17 protein-coding genes are annotated in these 14,118 nt (G+C 58.9%); 12 read left to right on the top strand and 5 right to left on the bottom strand.

From position 1 onward, the window contains the following. Nucleotides 1-21 precede the first annotated feature (21 nt). From ACR0MV_RS10115 to ACR0MV_RS10105, 3 genes are read left to right on the top strand one after another with little or no spacing between them, the layout of a single operon-like run. Nucleotides 22-771, top strand: a complete 750-nt coding sequence (locus ACR0MV_RS10115) for a biotin--[acetyl-CoA-carboxylase] ligase (RefSeq protein ID WP_170422530.1) — start codon at nt 22-24, stop codon at nt 769-771. A gap of 11 nt (nt 772-782) precedes the next feature. Further along, nucleotides 783-1,562, top strand: coding sequence for a type III pantothenate kinase (locus tag ACR0MV_RS10110; RefSeq protein WP_170422528.1), 780 nt, complete (start codon nt 783-785; stop codon nt 1,560-1,562). Continuing rightward, entirely contained in the window at nt 1,559-3,226 is a 1,668-nt protein-coding gene (locus ACR0MV_RS10105; RefSeq protein ID WP_480702034.1) for a ribonuclease J, read from the top strand. Before ACR0MV_RS10110 ends, ACR0MV_RS10105 begins: the two co-directional genes overlap by 4 nt. A 23-nt stretch (nt 3,227-3,249) precedes the next feature. On the opposite strand, the gene ACR0MV_RS10100 is transcribed toward ACR0MV_RS10105, so the two are convergent. Further along, on the bottom strand, nt 3,250-3,951 hold the full coding sequence (locus tag ACR0MV_RS10100) for an NUDIX hydrolase (protein WP_480702033.1): 702 nt from the start codon (nt 3,949-3,951) through the stop codon (nt 3,250-3,252). 25 nt (nt 3,952-3,976) lie between these two features. Then, nucleotides 3,977-4,375 (bottom strand): DUF983 domain-containing protein, encoded by a 399-nt coding sequence (locus tag ACR0MV_RS10095; protein ID WP_480702032.1) that lies wholly within the window; start codon nt 4,373-4,375, stop codon nt 3,977-3,979. Nucleotides 4,376-4,565: 190 nt separating this feature from the next. On the opposite strand from ACR0MV_RS10095, the gene ACR0MV_RS10090 reads away from it, so the two are divergent. From ACR0MV_RS10090 to ACR0MV_RS10075, 4 genes are read left to right on the top strand one after another with little or no spacing between them, the layout of a single operon-like run. Next, nucleotides 4,566-5,033, top strand: a complete 468-nt coding sequence (locus ACR0MV_RS10090; RefSeq protein ID WP_170422520.1) for an EF-hand domain-containing protein — start codon at nt 4,566-4,568, stop codon at nt 5,031-5,033. A gap of 6 nt (nt 5,034-5,039) precedes the next feature. After that, nucleotides 5,040-5,654, top strand: coding sequence for an RNA polymerase sigma factor (locus tag ACR0MV_RS10085; protein ID WP_480702031.1), 615 nt, complete (start codon nt 5,040-5,042; stop codon nt 5,652-5,654). Continuing rightward, nucleotides 5,647-6,000, top strand: a complete 354-nt coding sequence (locus ACR0MV_RS10080; RefSeq protein ID WP_247744245.1) for a hypothetical protein — start codon at nt 5,647-5,649, stop codon at nt 5,998-6,000. The genes ACR0MV_RS10085 and ACR0MV_RS10080 overlap by 8 nt, the downstream gene beginning before the upstream one ends. After that, nucleotides 5,997-6,470 (top strand): periplasmic heavy metal sensor, encoded by a 474-nt coding sequence (locus tag ACR0MV_RS10075; RefSeq protein WP_480702030.1) that lies wholly within the window; start codon nt 5,997-5,999, stop codon nt 6,468-6,470. Before ACR0MV_RS10080 ends, ACR0MV_RS10075 begins: the two co-directional genes overlap by 4 nt. Nucleotides 6,471-6,475: 5 nt before the next feature. Here ACR0MV_RS10075 and ACR0MV_RS10070 read toward each other — a convergent pair whose 3' ends face one another. Then, entirely contained in the window at nt 6,476-7,864 is a 1,389-nt protein-coding gene (locus ACR0MV_RS10070; RefSeq protein WP_480702029.1) for a diguanylate cyclase, read from the bottom strand. Between the two features lie 87 nt (nt 7,865-7,951). Between ACR0MV_RS10070 and ACR0MV_RS10065 the strand changes: the two genes are divergently transcribed. The 5 genes from ACR0MV_RS10065 to ACR0MV_RS10045 all read left to right on the top strand — a co-directional run bounded on the left by ACR0MV_RS10065 (nt 7,952) and on the right by ACR0MV_RS10045 (nt 12,350). Beyond that, nucleotides 7,952-8,236 (top strand): DUF3572 domain-containing protein, encoded by a 285-nt coding sequence (locus ACR0MV_RS10065; RefSeq protein ID WP_480702028.1) that lies wholly within the window; start codon nt 7,952-7,954, stop codon nt 8,234-8,236. A gap of 25 nt (nt 8,237-8,261) precedes the next feature. Then, on the top strand, nt 8,262-8,954 hold the full coding sequence (locus ACR0MV_RS10060) for an HAD family hydrolase (protein WP_480702027.1): 693 nt from the start codon (nt 8,262-8,264) through the stop codon (nt 8,952-8,954). A 120-nt stretch (nt 8,955-9,074) separates the two neighbouring features. Beyond that, a complete protein-coding gene (locus ACR0MV_RS10055) occupies nt 9,075-10,634 on the top strand; it encodes a trimethylamine methyltransferase family protein (protein WP_480702026.1) in 1,560 nt (519 codons plus the stop codon). Between the two features lie 121 nt (nt 10,635-10,755). Then, complete coding sequence (locus tag ACR0MV_RS10050; protein WP_170422504.1) at nt 10,756-11,343, top strand: heme NO-binding domain-containing protein; 588 nt, start codon at nt 10,756-10,758, stop codon at nt 11,341-11,343. Continuing rightward, nucleotides 11,340-12,350: a GGDEF domain-containing protein gene (locus ACR0MV_RS10045; protein ID WP_480702025.1), complete on the top strand. Its 1,011-nt coding sequence runs from the start codon at nt 11,340-11,342 to the stop codon at nt 12,348-12,350. Before ACR0MV_RS10050 ends, ACR0MV_RS10045 begins: the two co-directional genes overlap by 4 nt. Before the next feature lie 16 nt (nt 12,351-12,366). Here ACR0MV_RS10045 and ACR0MV_RS10040 read toward each other — a convergent pair whose 3' ends face one another. Next, the gene (locus ACR0MV_RS10040) at nt 12,367-13,059 is read right to left on the bottom strand and encodes a CbiX/SirB N-terminal domain-containing protein (RefSeq protein WP_480702024.1); all 693 of its coding nucleotides are present in this window, start codon (nt 13,057-13,059) and stop codon (nt 12,367-12,369) included. Between the two features lie 70 nt (nt 13,060-13,129). Further along, nucleotides 13,130-14,062, bottom strand: a complete 933-nt coding sequence (locus tag ACR0MV_RS10035; RefSeq protein WP_480702023.1) for an AEC family transporter — start codon at nt 14,060-14,062, stop codon at nt 13,130-13,132. Nucleotides 14,063-14,118 lie beyond the last annotated feature (56 nt).

Raw genomic sequence — 14,118 nt, 5'->3', positions numbered from 1 at the left:
AGCAGACCGGGCCTTTTTGACATGACGGGCTGGCCGCAGGGATACGGACTGCATGTTCTGCAAGAGGTCGACAGCACTCTGAACGAGGCTGCTCGCATCGCGCCGACGACGCCGGGCCCAGTGTGGATCATGGCTCATCACCAAACCGCCGCGCGCGGACGCCGGGGGCGTGCGTGGGCAAACCCGAAAGGCAATTTGGCAGCCACTCTGTTGTTGCGGCCACAGGGGAACCCGGAACAGGCAGCGCTGCGCAGCTTTGTCGCCGCTCTGGCTTTGTTCGACGCCTGTGTTGCAGTAACGGGCAGGGCGGCGGGGTTGTCATTAAAGTGGCCCAACGATGTGTTGCTGAATGGGGGTAAACTGGCTGGGATTCTGCTGGAAAGCACAGGGCAAGGACGCGGTGTTTCACACCTGTCCATAGGGATCGGCGTGAACTTGTCCGAAGCACCCGGCGCAGATGCGGTCGAGGCTGGCGCGGTTCGCCCCGTCTCGCTTCTCTCCGAAACAGGAGCCCATGTCACGCCTGAGGATTTCCTGACCGAATTGGCCGCAGCCTACGCCCGGTATGAGACTCAGTTCGTCACCTACGGGTTTGAACCGATCCGAACCGCCTGGTTGGCCCGCGCAGCGCGATTGGGTGAGGTCATCACCGCCCGGACCGCAGCGTCGGAAACGGTTGGGACCTTCGAAACGGTGGACGCAGGGGGCAACCTTGTCCTAAACACCGCCAAAGGCCGGGTCAGCATTCCGGCGGCGGATGTGTTTTTCTGAAAGGGGCCCGGATGCTTCTGGCTATCGATTGCGGCAACACGAACACCGTATTCTCGATTTGGGATGGTGAGACGTTCCTGTGCACTCTGCGCACCTCGACTCACCATGCGCGCACGGCGGATGCCTATTTTACTTGGTACTCGACACTGGTGAAGCACTACGGGATCGAGGCCGAAATCACCGATGTCATCATCGCCTCGACTGTGCCACGCGTGGTGTTCAACCTGCGGGTCTTTGCGGATCGGTTCTTTGGCTGTCGTCCGCTGGTCGTTGGCAAGCCCGAATGCTTGCTGCCGATGAACCCGCGGGTGGATGAGGGCACGGTGCCCGGCCCTGATCGGCTGGCAAACGCGGCCGCGGCATTTGACCGCCACGGTGGCAACGTCGTTGTGGTCGATTTTGGCACGGCAACAAACTTTGACGTGGTCGCGGCGGATGGGGCCTATGTTGGCGGCATCATCGCGCCGGGCGTGAACCTCAGCCTCGAGGCGTTGCACCAGGGGGCGGCGGCCTTGCCGCATATCGACATCACCCGTCCGGAAAAAGTGATTGGTACGAATACGGTTGGCTGTATCCAATCGGGCGTGTATTGGGGCTATTCCGGATTGATCGAGGGGCTGATTTCCCGGATCAAGACCGAATACGGAATGCCGATGAAAGTCGTTGGAACCGGAGGGTTGGCACCTTTGTTCGATCAGGCCGACGTGGGTTTCGACGCAATCGAAGATGATCTGACGATGCACGGCCTGACCGTGATTCATCGCTATAACAAGGATAATGGCTCGAAATGAGCAGTGAACGACTGATTTACCTGCCATTGGGCGGGGCCGGTGAAATTGGCATGAACGCCTATGTCTATGGCTATGGTAAGCCCGGGCAGGAAAGGCTGATCCTGGTGGATTTGGGCGTTACTTTCCCGGATATGGACACGACCCCAGGTGTGGACCTGATCTATGCGGATATCACGTGGCTAAAAGAACGTGCTGACCAGTTAGAGGCCGTGTTCATTACCCATGCGCATGAGGATCACGTGGGTGCCGTGGCACATTGCTATGAGGCGCTGGGCGCGCCGGTCTATGCCCGTGCCTTCACCGCCAACATCGCGCGCCGCAAGATGGAGGAGCATGGCCACCCCGAGGATGCGGTTCGTACCGTCTCTGCATGGCCTGAGCAGGTGTCAGCAGGTCCGTTCACAGTAGGTTTCCTGCCGGTATCACATTCGATCCCTGAAAGCGCTGCGCTGGTAATCGAAACGCCCGCAGGGCGGATCGTGCACTCTGGCGACTTTAAGCTGGATACTAACCCGGTCGTAGGTGAGCCGTTTGATCCTGACCTGTGGGCCGAGGTTGCCAAGCCCGGCGTCAAAGCGTTGGTGTGCGACAGTACGAATGTGTTTTCTCCGCATGCGGGGCGCTCGGAATCCGAAGTTGGCCCCGAGATCACCAAGCTGGTCGAAGAGGCCAATGGCATGGTCGTGGCGACAACCTTTGCCTCGAACGTGGCGCGGGTCAAAACGCTGGCCGAGGCGGGCGAGCGGGCAGGGCGCTCGGTCGTGCTGCTGGGTCGGGCGATGCGTCGAATGATCGAAGCCGCAACCGAAACCGGCATCCTGTCGAGTTTCCCCAAAGTGATCAGCGCCGAAGAGGCGGTGGATCTGCCGCGTCAGAACCTGATGCTGATCGTGACCGGCAGTCAGGGTGAACGCCGCGCCGCCAGCGCTCAGCTTGCGCGGGGTAAGTATCGCGGGATCGAGCTGAAAGAGGGCGACCTGTTCCTGTTCTCGTCCAAAACCATCCCCGGCAATGAGAGGGGCGTGATCTTCATCATGAACCAGCTCAGCGAAAAGGGCGTGGACGTGGTGGATGATAGCTCGGGCCTATATCACGTTTCGGGCCACGCCAACCGTCCCGATCTTGAGAAGGTACATGCACTGATCGATCCTCAGATGGTCATCCCGATGCATGGCGAGCACCGCCATTTGCGGGAACACGCCAAACTGGCCGAAGCTGCGGGTCGCACGGGTATTCTGGCGGTGAACGGTACGATGGTAGACCTGACCGGCAATGCACCGCAGGTCGTAGACTATGTCGAAACCGGGCGGACTTATCTGGACGGAACAGTCAAGATCGGCGCGCTGGACGGTGTCGTTCGTGACCGCATTCGCATGGCGCTGAACGGGCATGTCACTGTGACCGTCATTCTGGACGAAGAAGACGAGCCACTGGGCGAGCCGTGGTGCGACACGATGGGTTTGCCCGAGTTCGGATCATCCCGCGCCTCGCTTGTTGAGGTTTTGGAAGAAGACCTGAACCAGTTCCTGATGCGTGCCGATGCCAAGACCTTGCGCGACGATGACAAGCTGGAAGAGGCCATGCGCCGGATCGTGCGCCAAACGGCCAGAACAGAAATTGGCAAAAAGCCCGAAGTCACCACGGTAATCAGCCGTATGAAGTAAGACCGGCTGAGGGCCCCGCGCCCTCAGTCTGCGTCCGGCATTGAATAACCGCGCAGCTTGAGGAATAGGTTTTCTTCCTCGTTGTTCAGAAAGAACGGGACGGTTTCAGGTGGCGTGGGGTCTGTGACCCGCGCCGCAATCTCGGCCAGGACGACTTCGGTAATGAACGGCAGGTCAAACTCGCGCGCCCGTTCCAGCGGAACCCATTGCAGATGCGATAGCTCGTCTGAGGCGTGGCTGAAATCATCGAGATCACCTTGGATCGCACTCGCGTCTACAAGGAAGAATCGTGCATCGAACCGACGGGGTCGGCCGGGCGGGGTAACGGCCCGAAAGACGAACTGAAGTGCTTGCGCCGACGGGCGGTATCCCATTTGCGCAAAAGTCGTCCAATCCTCTGTCATTGGGCCTGCCCAGCGGTCAGGCTGGCCCAGGATCAGTCCGGTTTCTTCCCACAGCTCGCGAATTGCGGCGGCGGCTAGGGCGTCTTGCAATCCGACCTCGGATCGCTCGGCCAGACGATCGCGGCAAATGGCGGGGAGATCCGTGGCCAGAGCGACATCTGCGTCGGATGCGTCGACGGCACCGCCCGGGAAGACGAATTTATTCGGCATAAAAGCGGCCTTGGCACCGCGCTGCCCCATCAGGATTGAAGGATTGGTCAGACGGTCCCGCAATACGATGACCGTCGCAGCGTTGCGTATGGCTGTTTTGTCGACCGTCATCTGTTGCGCGACCCGCGATTCCGGATCACTTGGGCTGGCCAAAGCCGTGCATGCGGCGCGCCCACTGATAGGCGACAACAGCGCCTTTCAATCGGGGCAACAAGAACAGCGATAGAGCGGTACAGCCGATCGCGAAGATCAGGAACATCGTCAGCGGTTCGGGCCGCCAATGGACGTAAGAGACGTGCAAGGCAGGTGCCAGAAGGTGGCCGACCAGTAGGATTGTCAGATAGGCAGGGCCGTCATCCGCACGATGGTGGAACAGTTCTTGCCCGCAGTTCGAGCATTCGTCGTTCACTTTGAGATAGCTGTGCAACAGCTTGCCCTTGCCACAGTTTGGGCAGCGACCGCAGAACCCTTTGATCATTGCAGCCTTTGTCGGGCGCTCATCCACGTTGGTGGTTTCGATCGTCTGATCTGTCATCTTGATACTCGCGCGTTTCAATGCAGACGATATAGCGCGTGTTTGAAGCTTGGGGGAAGGGGGGTGCGTCGCTTTGCATCGCCGGGCGGTTTCGAAAAAGATTCGAACTTTAGCGACGGAAAACGATCCCGGCTGCGTTTGAACCTATGTAAGCAGCGGCAATGGTGCCGCGAAAACAAGGGAAAACGTTATGAAAAGCGCCAAGTTCATTCCGGCAATCGTGGTGTCCGCCATGGCAATCACCGGCACTTCCGTTTTGGCCGCAGGCGGTAAAGATCGCGAACCTGTGACCTTTGAACAGCTCGACGCCAATGGCGATGGGCAGGTGACGAAGGAAGAAATGCAGGCTCATCGGAATCAGCGTTTCACCAATGCTGACACCGACGGCGACGGTCAGTTGAGTGTCGAAGAGATGCAGGCAGCGGGCCAAAAAAGGGCCAACGACCGCGTCACCAAGATGTTTGAACGCCATGACGCCAACCAGGATGGTTTTCTGAGCGAGGATGAGTTGCCCAAGCCGCGCCGTGCTGACAAGATGTTTGACCGTATCGACGCAAATGACGACGGTGCGATTTCAGAACAGGAATTTGCCGATGCCAAAGACAGAATGGGCAAGCGCCACAAGAAACGTGGCAATGCGGACTCTGACGACAGCTGATGCGGGATGGAGGACCTGACCTCTGCTCCACACGACGTTCGCGGCGCACCTTGCGTCGCGGACGAACTGGGCGACGATGCGTTGCTGCAGCAGTTTGCCGACGGCGATGCTGCCGCGGCGCGCGTCCTCACGGACCGACTTGCGCCGCGCAGTTTGTCGGTCGCGCTGCGGTTTCTGGGCAACCGGGCCGAAGCCGAGGATGTTACGCAAGAGGCGATGATGCGCTTGTGGCAGATGGCTCCCGATTGGGTGCCAGGTCAGGCCAAAGTGTCGACATGGCTCTATCGTGTGACGCTGAACCTCTGCGTTGATCTGCGCCGGAAGAAGGCACCGGACAGGTTGGCGGACGTGCCAGAGCCCGAAGATAAAGAAGCCAGCGCAGCGGATCGTTTGCAGGACGCCGCCCGCAAGGATGCGTTGCAAATGGCGTTGTCACAGCTGCCGGATCGTCAAAGACAAGCCGTTGTTTTGCGGCATATAGAGGAATTGCCCAACCCGGAGATCGCCGGGATTATGGGGATTTCGGTCGAAGCAGTGGAAAGCCTGACGGCACGAGGAAAACGGTCTCTGACGGCGATATTGGCCGGACGACGTGATGAACTGGGGTATGACGATGACTGACGACAAAGACAATCTGGATCTGTTGTTCGCCCAGGCGCGGCAGGACCGTCAGGACCTGCCCGATGACCTGGCCGTGCGCATTCTGACTGATGCGGAAACCGTACGGCTGGCTCGGTTGAATCCCAAGCCAGTTAAGGCGGCCCCGCCGTGGAGGCGCATTCTGACCGGTCTTGGGGGCTGGCAAGGCATGAGCGGATTGGCCGCCGCGAGTGTGGCGGGGGTCTGGATCGGCTTTTCCGCGCCCGGGTTTCTGCCCGATCCGGCGACGATCCTGTACCCGCAAGAGACCAGCTTTGTGGTCGCGGACCTGAGCCTGGATACAAGTTTTCTGGAGGACGCCGAATGAGCGATAGCCCCAAACCCAAAAACCGCTGGATGTCGGTGCTGTTGATCCTTTCCCTGGCGCTGAACCTTTTGATCGTTGGAGTCGCGCTTGGCACCGTCTTGCGTGTCAAAGGGGGGGATCACGCGAAATCTCCACCCGGTTTTGGTTCGGCACTCTATCGGGCGCTGCCTAAGGACGAGCGTAAAGCCATGCGGGGTGAGCTTTTTGATCGCCATAGAAAAGGGGCCAAGACCCGATCTCAGGACTTTGCTGTTCTCAGCGCGGCGTTGCGGGCGGAACCATTCGACCCTGCGGCGGTTCAGGTGCTTTTGGACCAGCAGGCGCAATCCATGGCGGATCTGCAGGAAGCTCTGCAGCAAGAGTGGCTGGCCCGGGTTGTCGCCATGAGCGCTGAAGAGCGTCTGATATACGCGGATCGGTTGGAAGAGGTCGTCAAACACGGACCGCGCGGCCACAAGAAAAAGGACTAAGCGGATCAGGCGGCGGTCTGCCTGACCCTGACTTGATTTCGCCCGGCCTTCTTCGCGGCATAAAGCGCACTGTCGGCAGACTTGATCAATCGCTCCAGCGGTTCGCACTGTGGAAGGGGCGGGTTTGGTGACGTCATGCCAATACTGATGGTCACTGGAACTGGGGTTTTGGTGTCCGCCAATGTAAACGGCGTTTTACTGATGCAATCGCGCAGGGTTTTCGCCAGATCCATCGCCTCGGCTCGCGAGCTGTCGGGCAGGCCGATCATGAACTCTTCGCCCCCGATCCGGGCGACGAATCCCCCGGACCCGACCGTGTGCTCCATACGCTTTGCGGCTTCGGTAAGAACCTGATCTCCACCCACATGTCCAAAGCGGTCGTTGATGGTTTTGAAGTGGTCCAGGTCGGCCAGCATAACCACGAAACCGCGACCATTACGCGAAGGCTTTCTGGCCATCTGATCCATAGCCTGCATGGCATAGCGCCGGTTATGCAGCCCGGTCAGCGGATCGATCCAGCATTCTGCGATCCCTCGACGCAATGTCGCGCGCATCTGATCTGTGCGGGCTTTCCGTGCGATCTGGTTTTCCAGACGCAACAAAACCTCTTCGACGCAGAACCCGCCTATACAGACGGCGTCTGCCCCGCGGTCCAGTGCTTCGGATGCGAGGGCCGTGTCGTTTTCGGTCACCACTGCAACCAAGACCGTGTTCCGCGTGGCCCCGCGCGACTTCAGATCGGCCAGCGTGCTCAACCCTACTGTGGCTTTGCCAACTTCGACCACGATTGCGTCCGCAACAGGGCCTGACAACAGGGCTTGTAGATTGGATGACGTATGTGTCGAAAGGCTATGGCGCAGCCGCCCAGACAGCGCCTTCATCCACAGCGCACCGGTGCGTGCTGTTTGCGCCAGAATGGCAACTCGGGCTGACCTCGGGGGCGAGATCAGCGCGGCGGCAGGTTCGGCAAATCCGATGGGTTGCGACCCGCTGCCTAGCTTCAATTCCTGCGTTTCGGCCCGGGACCGCAACAGGCTGCGCACGCGGGCCAGCAACAGGGTGTCCTTAAAAGGGTGGGCCAGAACGTCGTCCAGCCCATCGGCCAAGGCGTTCAGGCGCGCCGTTTTGTCATTTTGCGGAGCAATCGCAACAACAGGAACATCGACCATATCAGGGTCGGCCATCACCATCCGTTTGACGTCCGCTGCGGTGCCGTCGGGCAATGTCTGGGCCGCCAGGATCAGATCTGGTCGCGTGCGACACAACAGTCCGGCCAGACCATGCAGGCGGTCTCCCTGAACGACGTGATACCACGCCGCCGTCAGCTGAACCTTCAGCATTATGCGATTGGTCGAAGTCCCGTCGAGGACAAGGATGGTTCCCTGCACGGACATATCAGTCACCGTTGATTGCATGCGTTGCCAAAGTGTTTATGAGTCTGGTTAACAAACCCTTTCCAAGCACATGTCCGAGGCCGCTTTATGCCGATCACCGCCCAATCTGCCGAAACGCTTGCCCTGAATGTCCTTGGTTGGTTGGTCGGAAATGATGAACTGCTTCCGATCTTTCTGGGTTCGACCGGAGCATCCGCCGACGATCTACGCGCGCGCGCCGGCGAGACCGAGTTTCTGAGTTCGGTTCTTGAGTTCTTGATGCTTGACGATTCGTGGGTGATCGCCTTTTGTGACGCCAATTCCGTAGCCTATGATCTGCCGGGTCAGGCGCGGGCGGTTCTGTCCGGTGGCAGTGACGTACATTGGACATAAGAAAACCCACTGACAGGAGCATATGATGCCCATCGACGCGATTTTGTTCGACAAGGACGGAACACTGTTTGATTTTGCGAACACATGGGGCGGTTTCGGTCGCAGCGTGTTGGAAAAACTGTCGGGTGGTGATCCGGAACGCGTCGCAGTTCTTGGCCAAGCTATCGGTTTTGATCCGGTCACCGAAGAATATGCGGAAGACAGCATTGTCATCGCCGGCACGGTTGAGGAAATCGCCGAAGCCTTGGCGCCACACTTCCCGGACATGGACCGCGAAGAATTGATCGAGGTTTTGAGCATAGAGTCAGCCACCGCTCCGCAGGCCCCGGCTGTTCCGCTGATCCCGTTCCTGGACGAATTGCGGCAGGCTGGGCTCAAGCTGGGGGTGGCGACGAATGACGGCGAAATGCCTGCGCTTCAACATCTGGCCTCGGTAGGAATTCGCGATCATTTTGATTTTGTTGCCGGGTATGACAGCGGGCATGGGTTCAAACCCGGACCGGGCCAGTTGATCGCGTTTGCCTCGCATGTCGGCGTCGATCCCTCGCGCGTAGCGATGGTGGGCGACAGTCTACATGATCTTCAAGCGGGCCGCGCTGCGGGTATGACAACGATCGGAGTTTTAACCGGCCTGGCTCCGGCCGAGACGCTGGCACCGATGGCAGATGTCGTACTGCCGGATATCGGTCACATTCCCGCGTGGTTGGCTGCAAACTGACCCGCTTAGGACCGATTTCGACGGTCCGGAATAAAAAACCGACAAACCTTGTCGCAGATAGAGCGGCGATCTTTCTGACTTCGGGGCTTGCTTGTAAAAAGCAAGTTCCGGAGGGTTCCTATGGCTGACACACAGACACGCAAACGTCGCGGTGGGGGACGGGCCGGTGCGGCCGCCCGCAGAGGCAGTGCGGTGATCGACCAGATGCCGTGGAACCCGCCGATCAATATCGACAAGCCCACGGAACCTCTGGATCAGGCCGGGATCGAAGCGATCCACGAAGGGGCGATGCGCATCCTCGAAGAGATCGGTATCGAGTTCTACAACGAAGAAGCCATCGGCATCCTGAAAGAAGCGGGCTGCACCATCTCCGGCGACAACGTCCGGATGGGCCGCGATTTTGTGATGGAGATGATCGGCAAAGCGCCCTCTAGCTTTACCATCACACCGCGCAACCCGGACAAGACGATTGAGGTGGGGGGCAAAACACTGCTGTTCGGCAACGTGTCGTCTCCACCGAACTATTGGGATCTTGAAATCGGCACCAAGGTCGCCGGAAACCGTGAGATGTGCCGGAATCTGCTGAAACTGACGCAGTACTTTAACTGCATCCATTTCGCGGGCGGCTACCCGGTCGAGCCGGTCGACATTCACGCCAGCGTTCGGCATCTGGATGTGCTCTATGACAAGCTGACGCTGACCGACAAGGCCATGCATGCCTATTCGCTGGGCAAAGAGCGCGTCGAAGACGTGATGGAGATGGTGCGGATTGCCGGTGGTCTGAGCCATGAGGAGTTCGAGGCGACTCCGCGCATGTACACCAACATCAACTCGACCTCGCCGCTAAAGCACGACCACCCAATGATCGACGGGTGCCTGCGCCTTGCGCGGCGTGGTCAGGCGATTGTTGTGACACCGTTCACGTTGGCGGGGGCAATGGCACCCGTGACTATGGCCGGGGCGGTGGCGCAATCGCTGGCCGAGGCCTTGTGCGCGATTGCCTTGTTCCAATATGTCCGACCCGGAATTCCCTGCGTTATAGGCACGTTCACGTCCAATGTTGACATGAAATCCGGCGCGCCAGCCTTTGGAACCCCCGAGTATATGCGCTCAACCCAAATGACCGGCCAAATGGCGCGGTTTTATGGTCTACCGATGCGTTCGTCAGGTGTTTGCGCGGCGAACGTGCCGGACGGACAGTCGATCTGGGAGACGTCCAATTCGCTTTGGGCGGCGGTGCAGTCGGGTACAAATATGGTGTACCACGCTGCCGGATGGCTGGAGGGAGGGCTGATCGCAAGCCCCGAGAAATTCATAATGGATTGCGAGATTCTGCAGCAAATCCAGCGGTACATGCAGCCCGAGATCACGGCAACAGGCCCGGACGAAATCGCGCTGGACGCGATCAAATCCGTTGGGAACGATGGCCATTTCTTCGGCATTCAGCACACGCAGGATCGCTATACCACGGCGTTCTATCAGCCGTTCCTGAGCGACTGGAAAAACTACGAAGGTTGGGATGTGGCGGGCGGTATCTGGACGGCAGAACGCGCCCACCACATGTTCAAAGAGATTGTCACTAGTTTTGAGGCTCCGCCGATGGATGACGGTATCCGCGACGAACTGGCCGATTTTGTCGCCCGCCGCAAGGCTGAGGGCGGAGCGCCGACGGATTTTTAGTGAAAATGCAAAGGCTTCCAGACTGACACTCGGTTGTATTGTCGGAATTTGAGAGCGCTCCTTGGCTGTTTGTTAAGGTTTGTCTGAGCAGATTGGGGAGGAAACCAATCTGGGGCATCTCATGCATGGTCTGATCAATCGGGCGATACAGTCATTTGTCTGCGCGACCTACGGGCAATCCTGCTGGCTGCGAGTCACTGAGGCAGCTGGTCTTGGGTTTACCGAGTTTGAGGCGATGCTGATCTATGAGGATTCGATGACCACGCGCGTTCTGGATGCGCTGTCGGCGGACCTCAATCGTCCTCAGTCCGAGATACTTGAGGATCTAGGGACTTATCTCGTCTCGCACCCCAACATGGAAGGTTTACGGCGCCTGTTGCGGTTCGGAGGTGTGACATACGTCGAGTTTCTGCATTCTCTCGATGATTTGTCGGACCGCGCCAGGTTAGCGGTCTCGGACTTGCGTTTGCCAGTACTGGAACTGCGCGAAGTGTCTCCGGCGGAATACCAATTGCACTGCTATCCAGGCCTGCCGGGTTATGCCAGCGTGATGGTGGGCGTGCTGCGGGCGGTGGCCGATGACTATGGTGCTTTGGTTATGCTGTCGCATGAGGGGCATCAGGGGGATGTGGAAGTGATCACCATTGTTCTGGTCGAGAGTGCGTTTGCCGAAGGACGGCATTTTGATCTTGGGGCGCGAGGGGCATGATGGATACCGCAGACCTGTCGACGCTTTTGGAAACCTTGTGCCCCATGTTCGTGATGGTGGATAGCGCAGGTAAGATCGTAAACGCCGGACCGACAGTGCAAAAACTACGGCCCGATGAGCCTATGAAAGGTCGGGCGTTCCTGGATATTTTTGAATTGGTTCGGCCCCGAACGGTAACCACCATTCCAGCATTGTTGTCGCTGGCCGGGGGTAAAGTACATCTGAGGTTTCACGACGAACCCCGGACCGCACTGAAGGGGCTCATCGCGCCGTTGCCCGACGGCGATGGGGCCATCATTAACCTGTCTTTCGGGATTTCGATTCTGGATGCGGTGCGGGATTATGCTCTGACCAGCGCGGACTTTTCGGGAACGGATCTCGCAATCGAACTGCTCTACCTAGTTGAGGCAAAGTCGGCCGCGATGGAGGCATCGCGTTCGCTGAACCTGCGATTGCAGGGTGCCATGCTGGCAGCCGAAGAACAGGCGGTCACCGACATGCTGACGGGGCTAAAGAACCGCCGGGCGATGGACATGGTTCTCGGCCACCTGATCTCAAGCGGTTCGGCCTTTGCACTGATGCATCTGGATCTGGATTTTTTCAAAAGCGTCAATGACCGCTTGGGCCATGCAGCAGGGGATTTCGTGCTGCAACAGGCCGCTCGCATTATGGAGGAGGAGACGCGGAATGACGATACTGTTGCCCGCATCGGCGGTGATGAATTTGTTATCATTTTCAAGGGCCTCGTGGACGAAGCTGTTCTGTCTGACATCGCGGTACGCCTGATCAATCGGTTGCGGCAACCCATGATGTTTCAGGGGGCACCGTGCCAGATCTCGGCCAGTGTCGGCACGGCCTTGTCCACGCAATTCAAAACTCCGGATGCGGCAGAGCTGCTAAACGCCGCGGATCAGGCGCTGTATGAGGCGAAGCGACAGGGGCGCTCTCGTCACTGCTTGTACTCGGCACTCGTGGAGGCCGGGTTCAGGACCGCCAGCTCTCAGTAATCGCAACAGGCGTGTTTCAGGAAAACGCTTTGCTGAGGGTTCGGGCAATGTGGCGTTTGATCTGGGGCAGGTCTCCGACAACCGGCATGACGTGCCCTTGGAATTTAGCGCTCTCAAGCTCTTGCGGGACATCCTCCAGGACATGGCCACCGGTACAGGCAAAGAACGGAAGGCACAGGGCTTTATCACCTGCGTTGCATGCAGCTTCGGCGATGGATGGCGCTTCTTCGACAAAGCCAACGCGGGTGGAGCTGAAAGACATGTGCTCCGACAAGTTTGAGGCAAACGCGGTCGCCACGGCCGATGGATTGCGGCTGCGACCTGATCCGTGGGCAGCAAGCACCAGGTTGGTTTCAGTCGCGTCCCAATCGTGCTGGGCCAACGTGTCCTGCAGCGCAGCGGCGGCGAGGGCGGGCAAGTCCGGGTCGACGCCCAGCGGATCAAGGATTTGAACAGCCCGTGCGCCTAAACGTTTTGGCAACGCACTGGTCACGAACCATCCCTTGGCCATGAAAAGCGGATAAATTACAGTGTCATCGGGAAGCCCATCCAGCCGCGCCTCAAGACACCCCGGCGCCGCAAGCGTTGCAGAGACCACGCTGACCCCATCGCAAAACGTATCAACTTCCGCGGCGTATGCGGCCAGCGCAGTCTCGGCAGGCTCGGGATCTGACGGTTGGCCATGGGCGACAATGAGGGCGTGCGGCATTCAGCTTGTTCCTGTGGTTTTTCCGATAGGTGTCGCGCGACGCGGCAATGTCAATCCGTTGGACAAAAAGCTATCCCAATAATGTCAGCCAGAGCCAGACAGTCAGGATCGAAACACCGGTTCCAACCAAAACGGACGACGCCGCGACACGCTTGGCCCGTCCGTACATATTGGCAAAGATATAGGCGTTGAACCCGGGCGCCATAGCCGCGTTCAAAACGCCCGAGCGGAAAAGGTCTTGGGGCAGACCGACGGATGATCCGAATAGCCAGACAAGGCTAGGGTGCAGCATAAGTGAGACAAGACACACAAACGCGATGGTGCGCAAGTCGCCCTCGGGTTTGTATTTCACAAGCACGCCGCCAAGCGCAAACAGGGCGCCCGGCAGCGCGGCACGGGTAATAAGGCCCAGGGCTTCGTCCACGACTGCAGGCACACCAAGCCCCGACAGGTTCACGATAAATCCAAGTGCGATGCCAAGGATCAACGCGTTGCGGAACATGGCCGACAGGATGGATTTGATCATGCGTGGTCCGCCATGGCCTCGGTTTCGGATCACTTCCATTACCGTGATGCCGACGCCGTAGCAAAAGGGCGAGTGGAAAGCGATGATCGCATAGTTCCCCGTTAGGTTGTCCGGGCCATATGCGCGTTCAGTGATCGGCAGGCCCAGCAGGACCGAGTTTGAGAACAGGCAGCAGAACCCGATGGCCACGCAATCTTCCCAATCGCGGCCAAATATGAACCGCGCGCCGAACAGACCAGCGGTGAAACACAGGGCGGCTGCGGTGTAAAAACTCGCCAGAAGCCGGGGGTCGAAGCTGGCGCTCAGGTCCAGATGCGAGATCGCCAGAAACAGCAAACATGGGATCGCGAAACCTTGGGTGAACTTCATCAACCCATCGATGTGGATTTCCTTGAAGTACCCCAATCGGGTCGAGGCGTAACCCGCCCCGATCACAAGAAAAACCGGTAGAATGACGTCAATCAGGCTTTGGAGCATGTCACCACTTTGCGGAACGGGCCGACATCGAGCGGATGTGCCGTGTGTCGGTTGCG

This window comes from Ruegeria sp. BC3, assembly GCF_056539265.1.
This window is presented reverse-complemented; position numbering and strand designations above follow the sequence as displayed.

Coding starts and splice junctions, on each gene's coding strand:
- ACR0MV_RS10075 (WP_480702030.1), top strand. CDS start 5,997: ATGAGCGATAGCCCCAAACCCAAAAACCGCTGGATGTCGGTGCTGTTG.
- ACR0MV_RS10080 (WP_247744245.1), top strand. CDS start 5,647: ATGACTGACGACAAAGACAATCTGGATCTGTTGTTCGCCCAGGCGCGG.
- ACR0MV_RS10110 (WP_170422528.1), top strand. CDS start 783: ATGCTTCTGGCTATCGATTGCGGCAACACGAACACCGTATTCTCGATT.
- ACR0MV_RS10085 (WP_480702031.1), top strand. CDS start 5,040: ATGGAGGACCTGACCTCTGCTCCACACGACGTTCGCGGCGCACCTTGC.
- ACR0MV_RS10115 (WP_170422530.1), top strand. CDS start 22: ATGACGGGCTGGCCGCAGGGATACGGACTGCATGTTCTGCAAGAGGTC.
- ACR0MV_RS10035 (WP_480702023.1), bottom strand. CDS start 14,062: ATGCTCCAAAGCCTGATTGACGTCATTCTACCGGTTTTTCTTGTGATC.
- ACR0MV_RS10100 (WP_480702033.1), bottom strand. CDS start 3,951: ATGACGGTCGACAAAACAGCCATACGCAACGCTGCGACGGTCATCGTA.
- ACR0MV_RS10105 (WP_480702034.1), top strand. CDS start 1,559: ATGAGCAGTGAACGACTGATTTACCTGCCATTGGGCGGGGCCGGTGAA.
- ACR0MV_RS10095 (WP_480702032.1), bottom strand. CDS start 4,375: ATGACAGATCAGACGATCGAAACCACCAACGTGGATGAGCGCCCGACA.
- ACR0MV_RS10045 (WP_480702025.1), top strand. CDS start 11,340: ATGATGGATACCGCAGACCTGTCGACGCTTTTGGAAACCTTGTGCCCC.
- ACR0MV_RS10090 (WP_170422520.1), top strand. CDS start 4,566: ATGAAAAGCGCCAAGTTCATTCCGGCAATCGTGGTGTCCGCCATGGCA.
- ACR0MV_RS10040 (WP_480702024.1), bottom strand. CDS start 13,059: ATGCCGCACGCCCTCATTGTCGCCCATGGCCAACCGTCAGATCCCGAG.
- ACR0MV_RS10050 (WP_170422504.1), top strand. CDS start 10,756: ATGCATGGTCTGATCAATCGGGCGATACAGTCATTTGTCTGCGCGACC.
- ACR0MV_RS10070 (WP_480702029.1), bottom strand. CDS start 7,864: ATGTCCGTGCAGGGAACCATCCTTGTCCTCGACGGGACTTCGACCAAT.
- ACR0MV_RS10055 (WP_480702026.1), top strand. CDS start 9,075: ATGGCTGACACACAGACACGCAAACGTCGCGGTGGGGGACGGGCCGGT.
- ACR0MV_RS10060 (WP_480702027.1), top strand. CDS start 8,262: ATGCCCATCGACGCGATTTTGTTCGACAAGGACGGAACACTGTTTGAT.
- ACR0MV_RS10065 (WP_480702028.1), top strand. CDS start 7,952: ATGCCGATCACCGCCCAATCTGCCGAAACGCTTGCCCTGAATGTCCTT.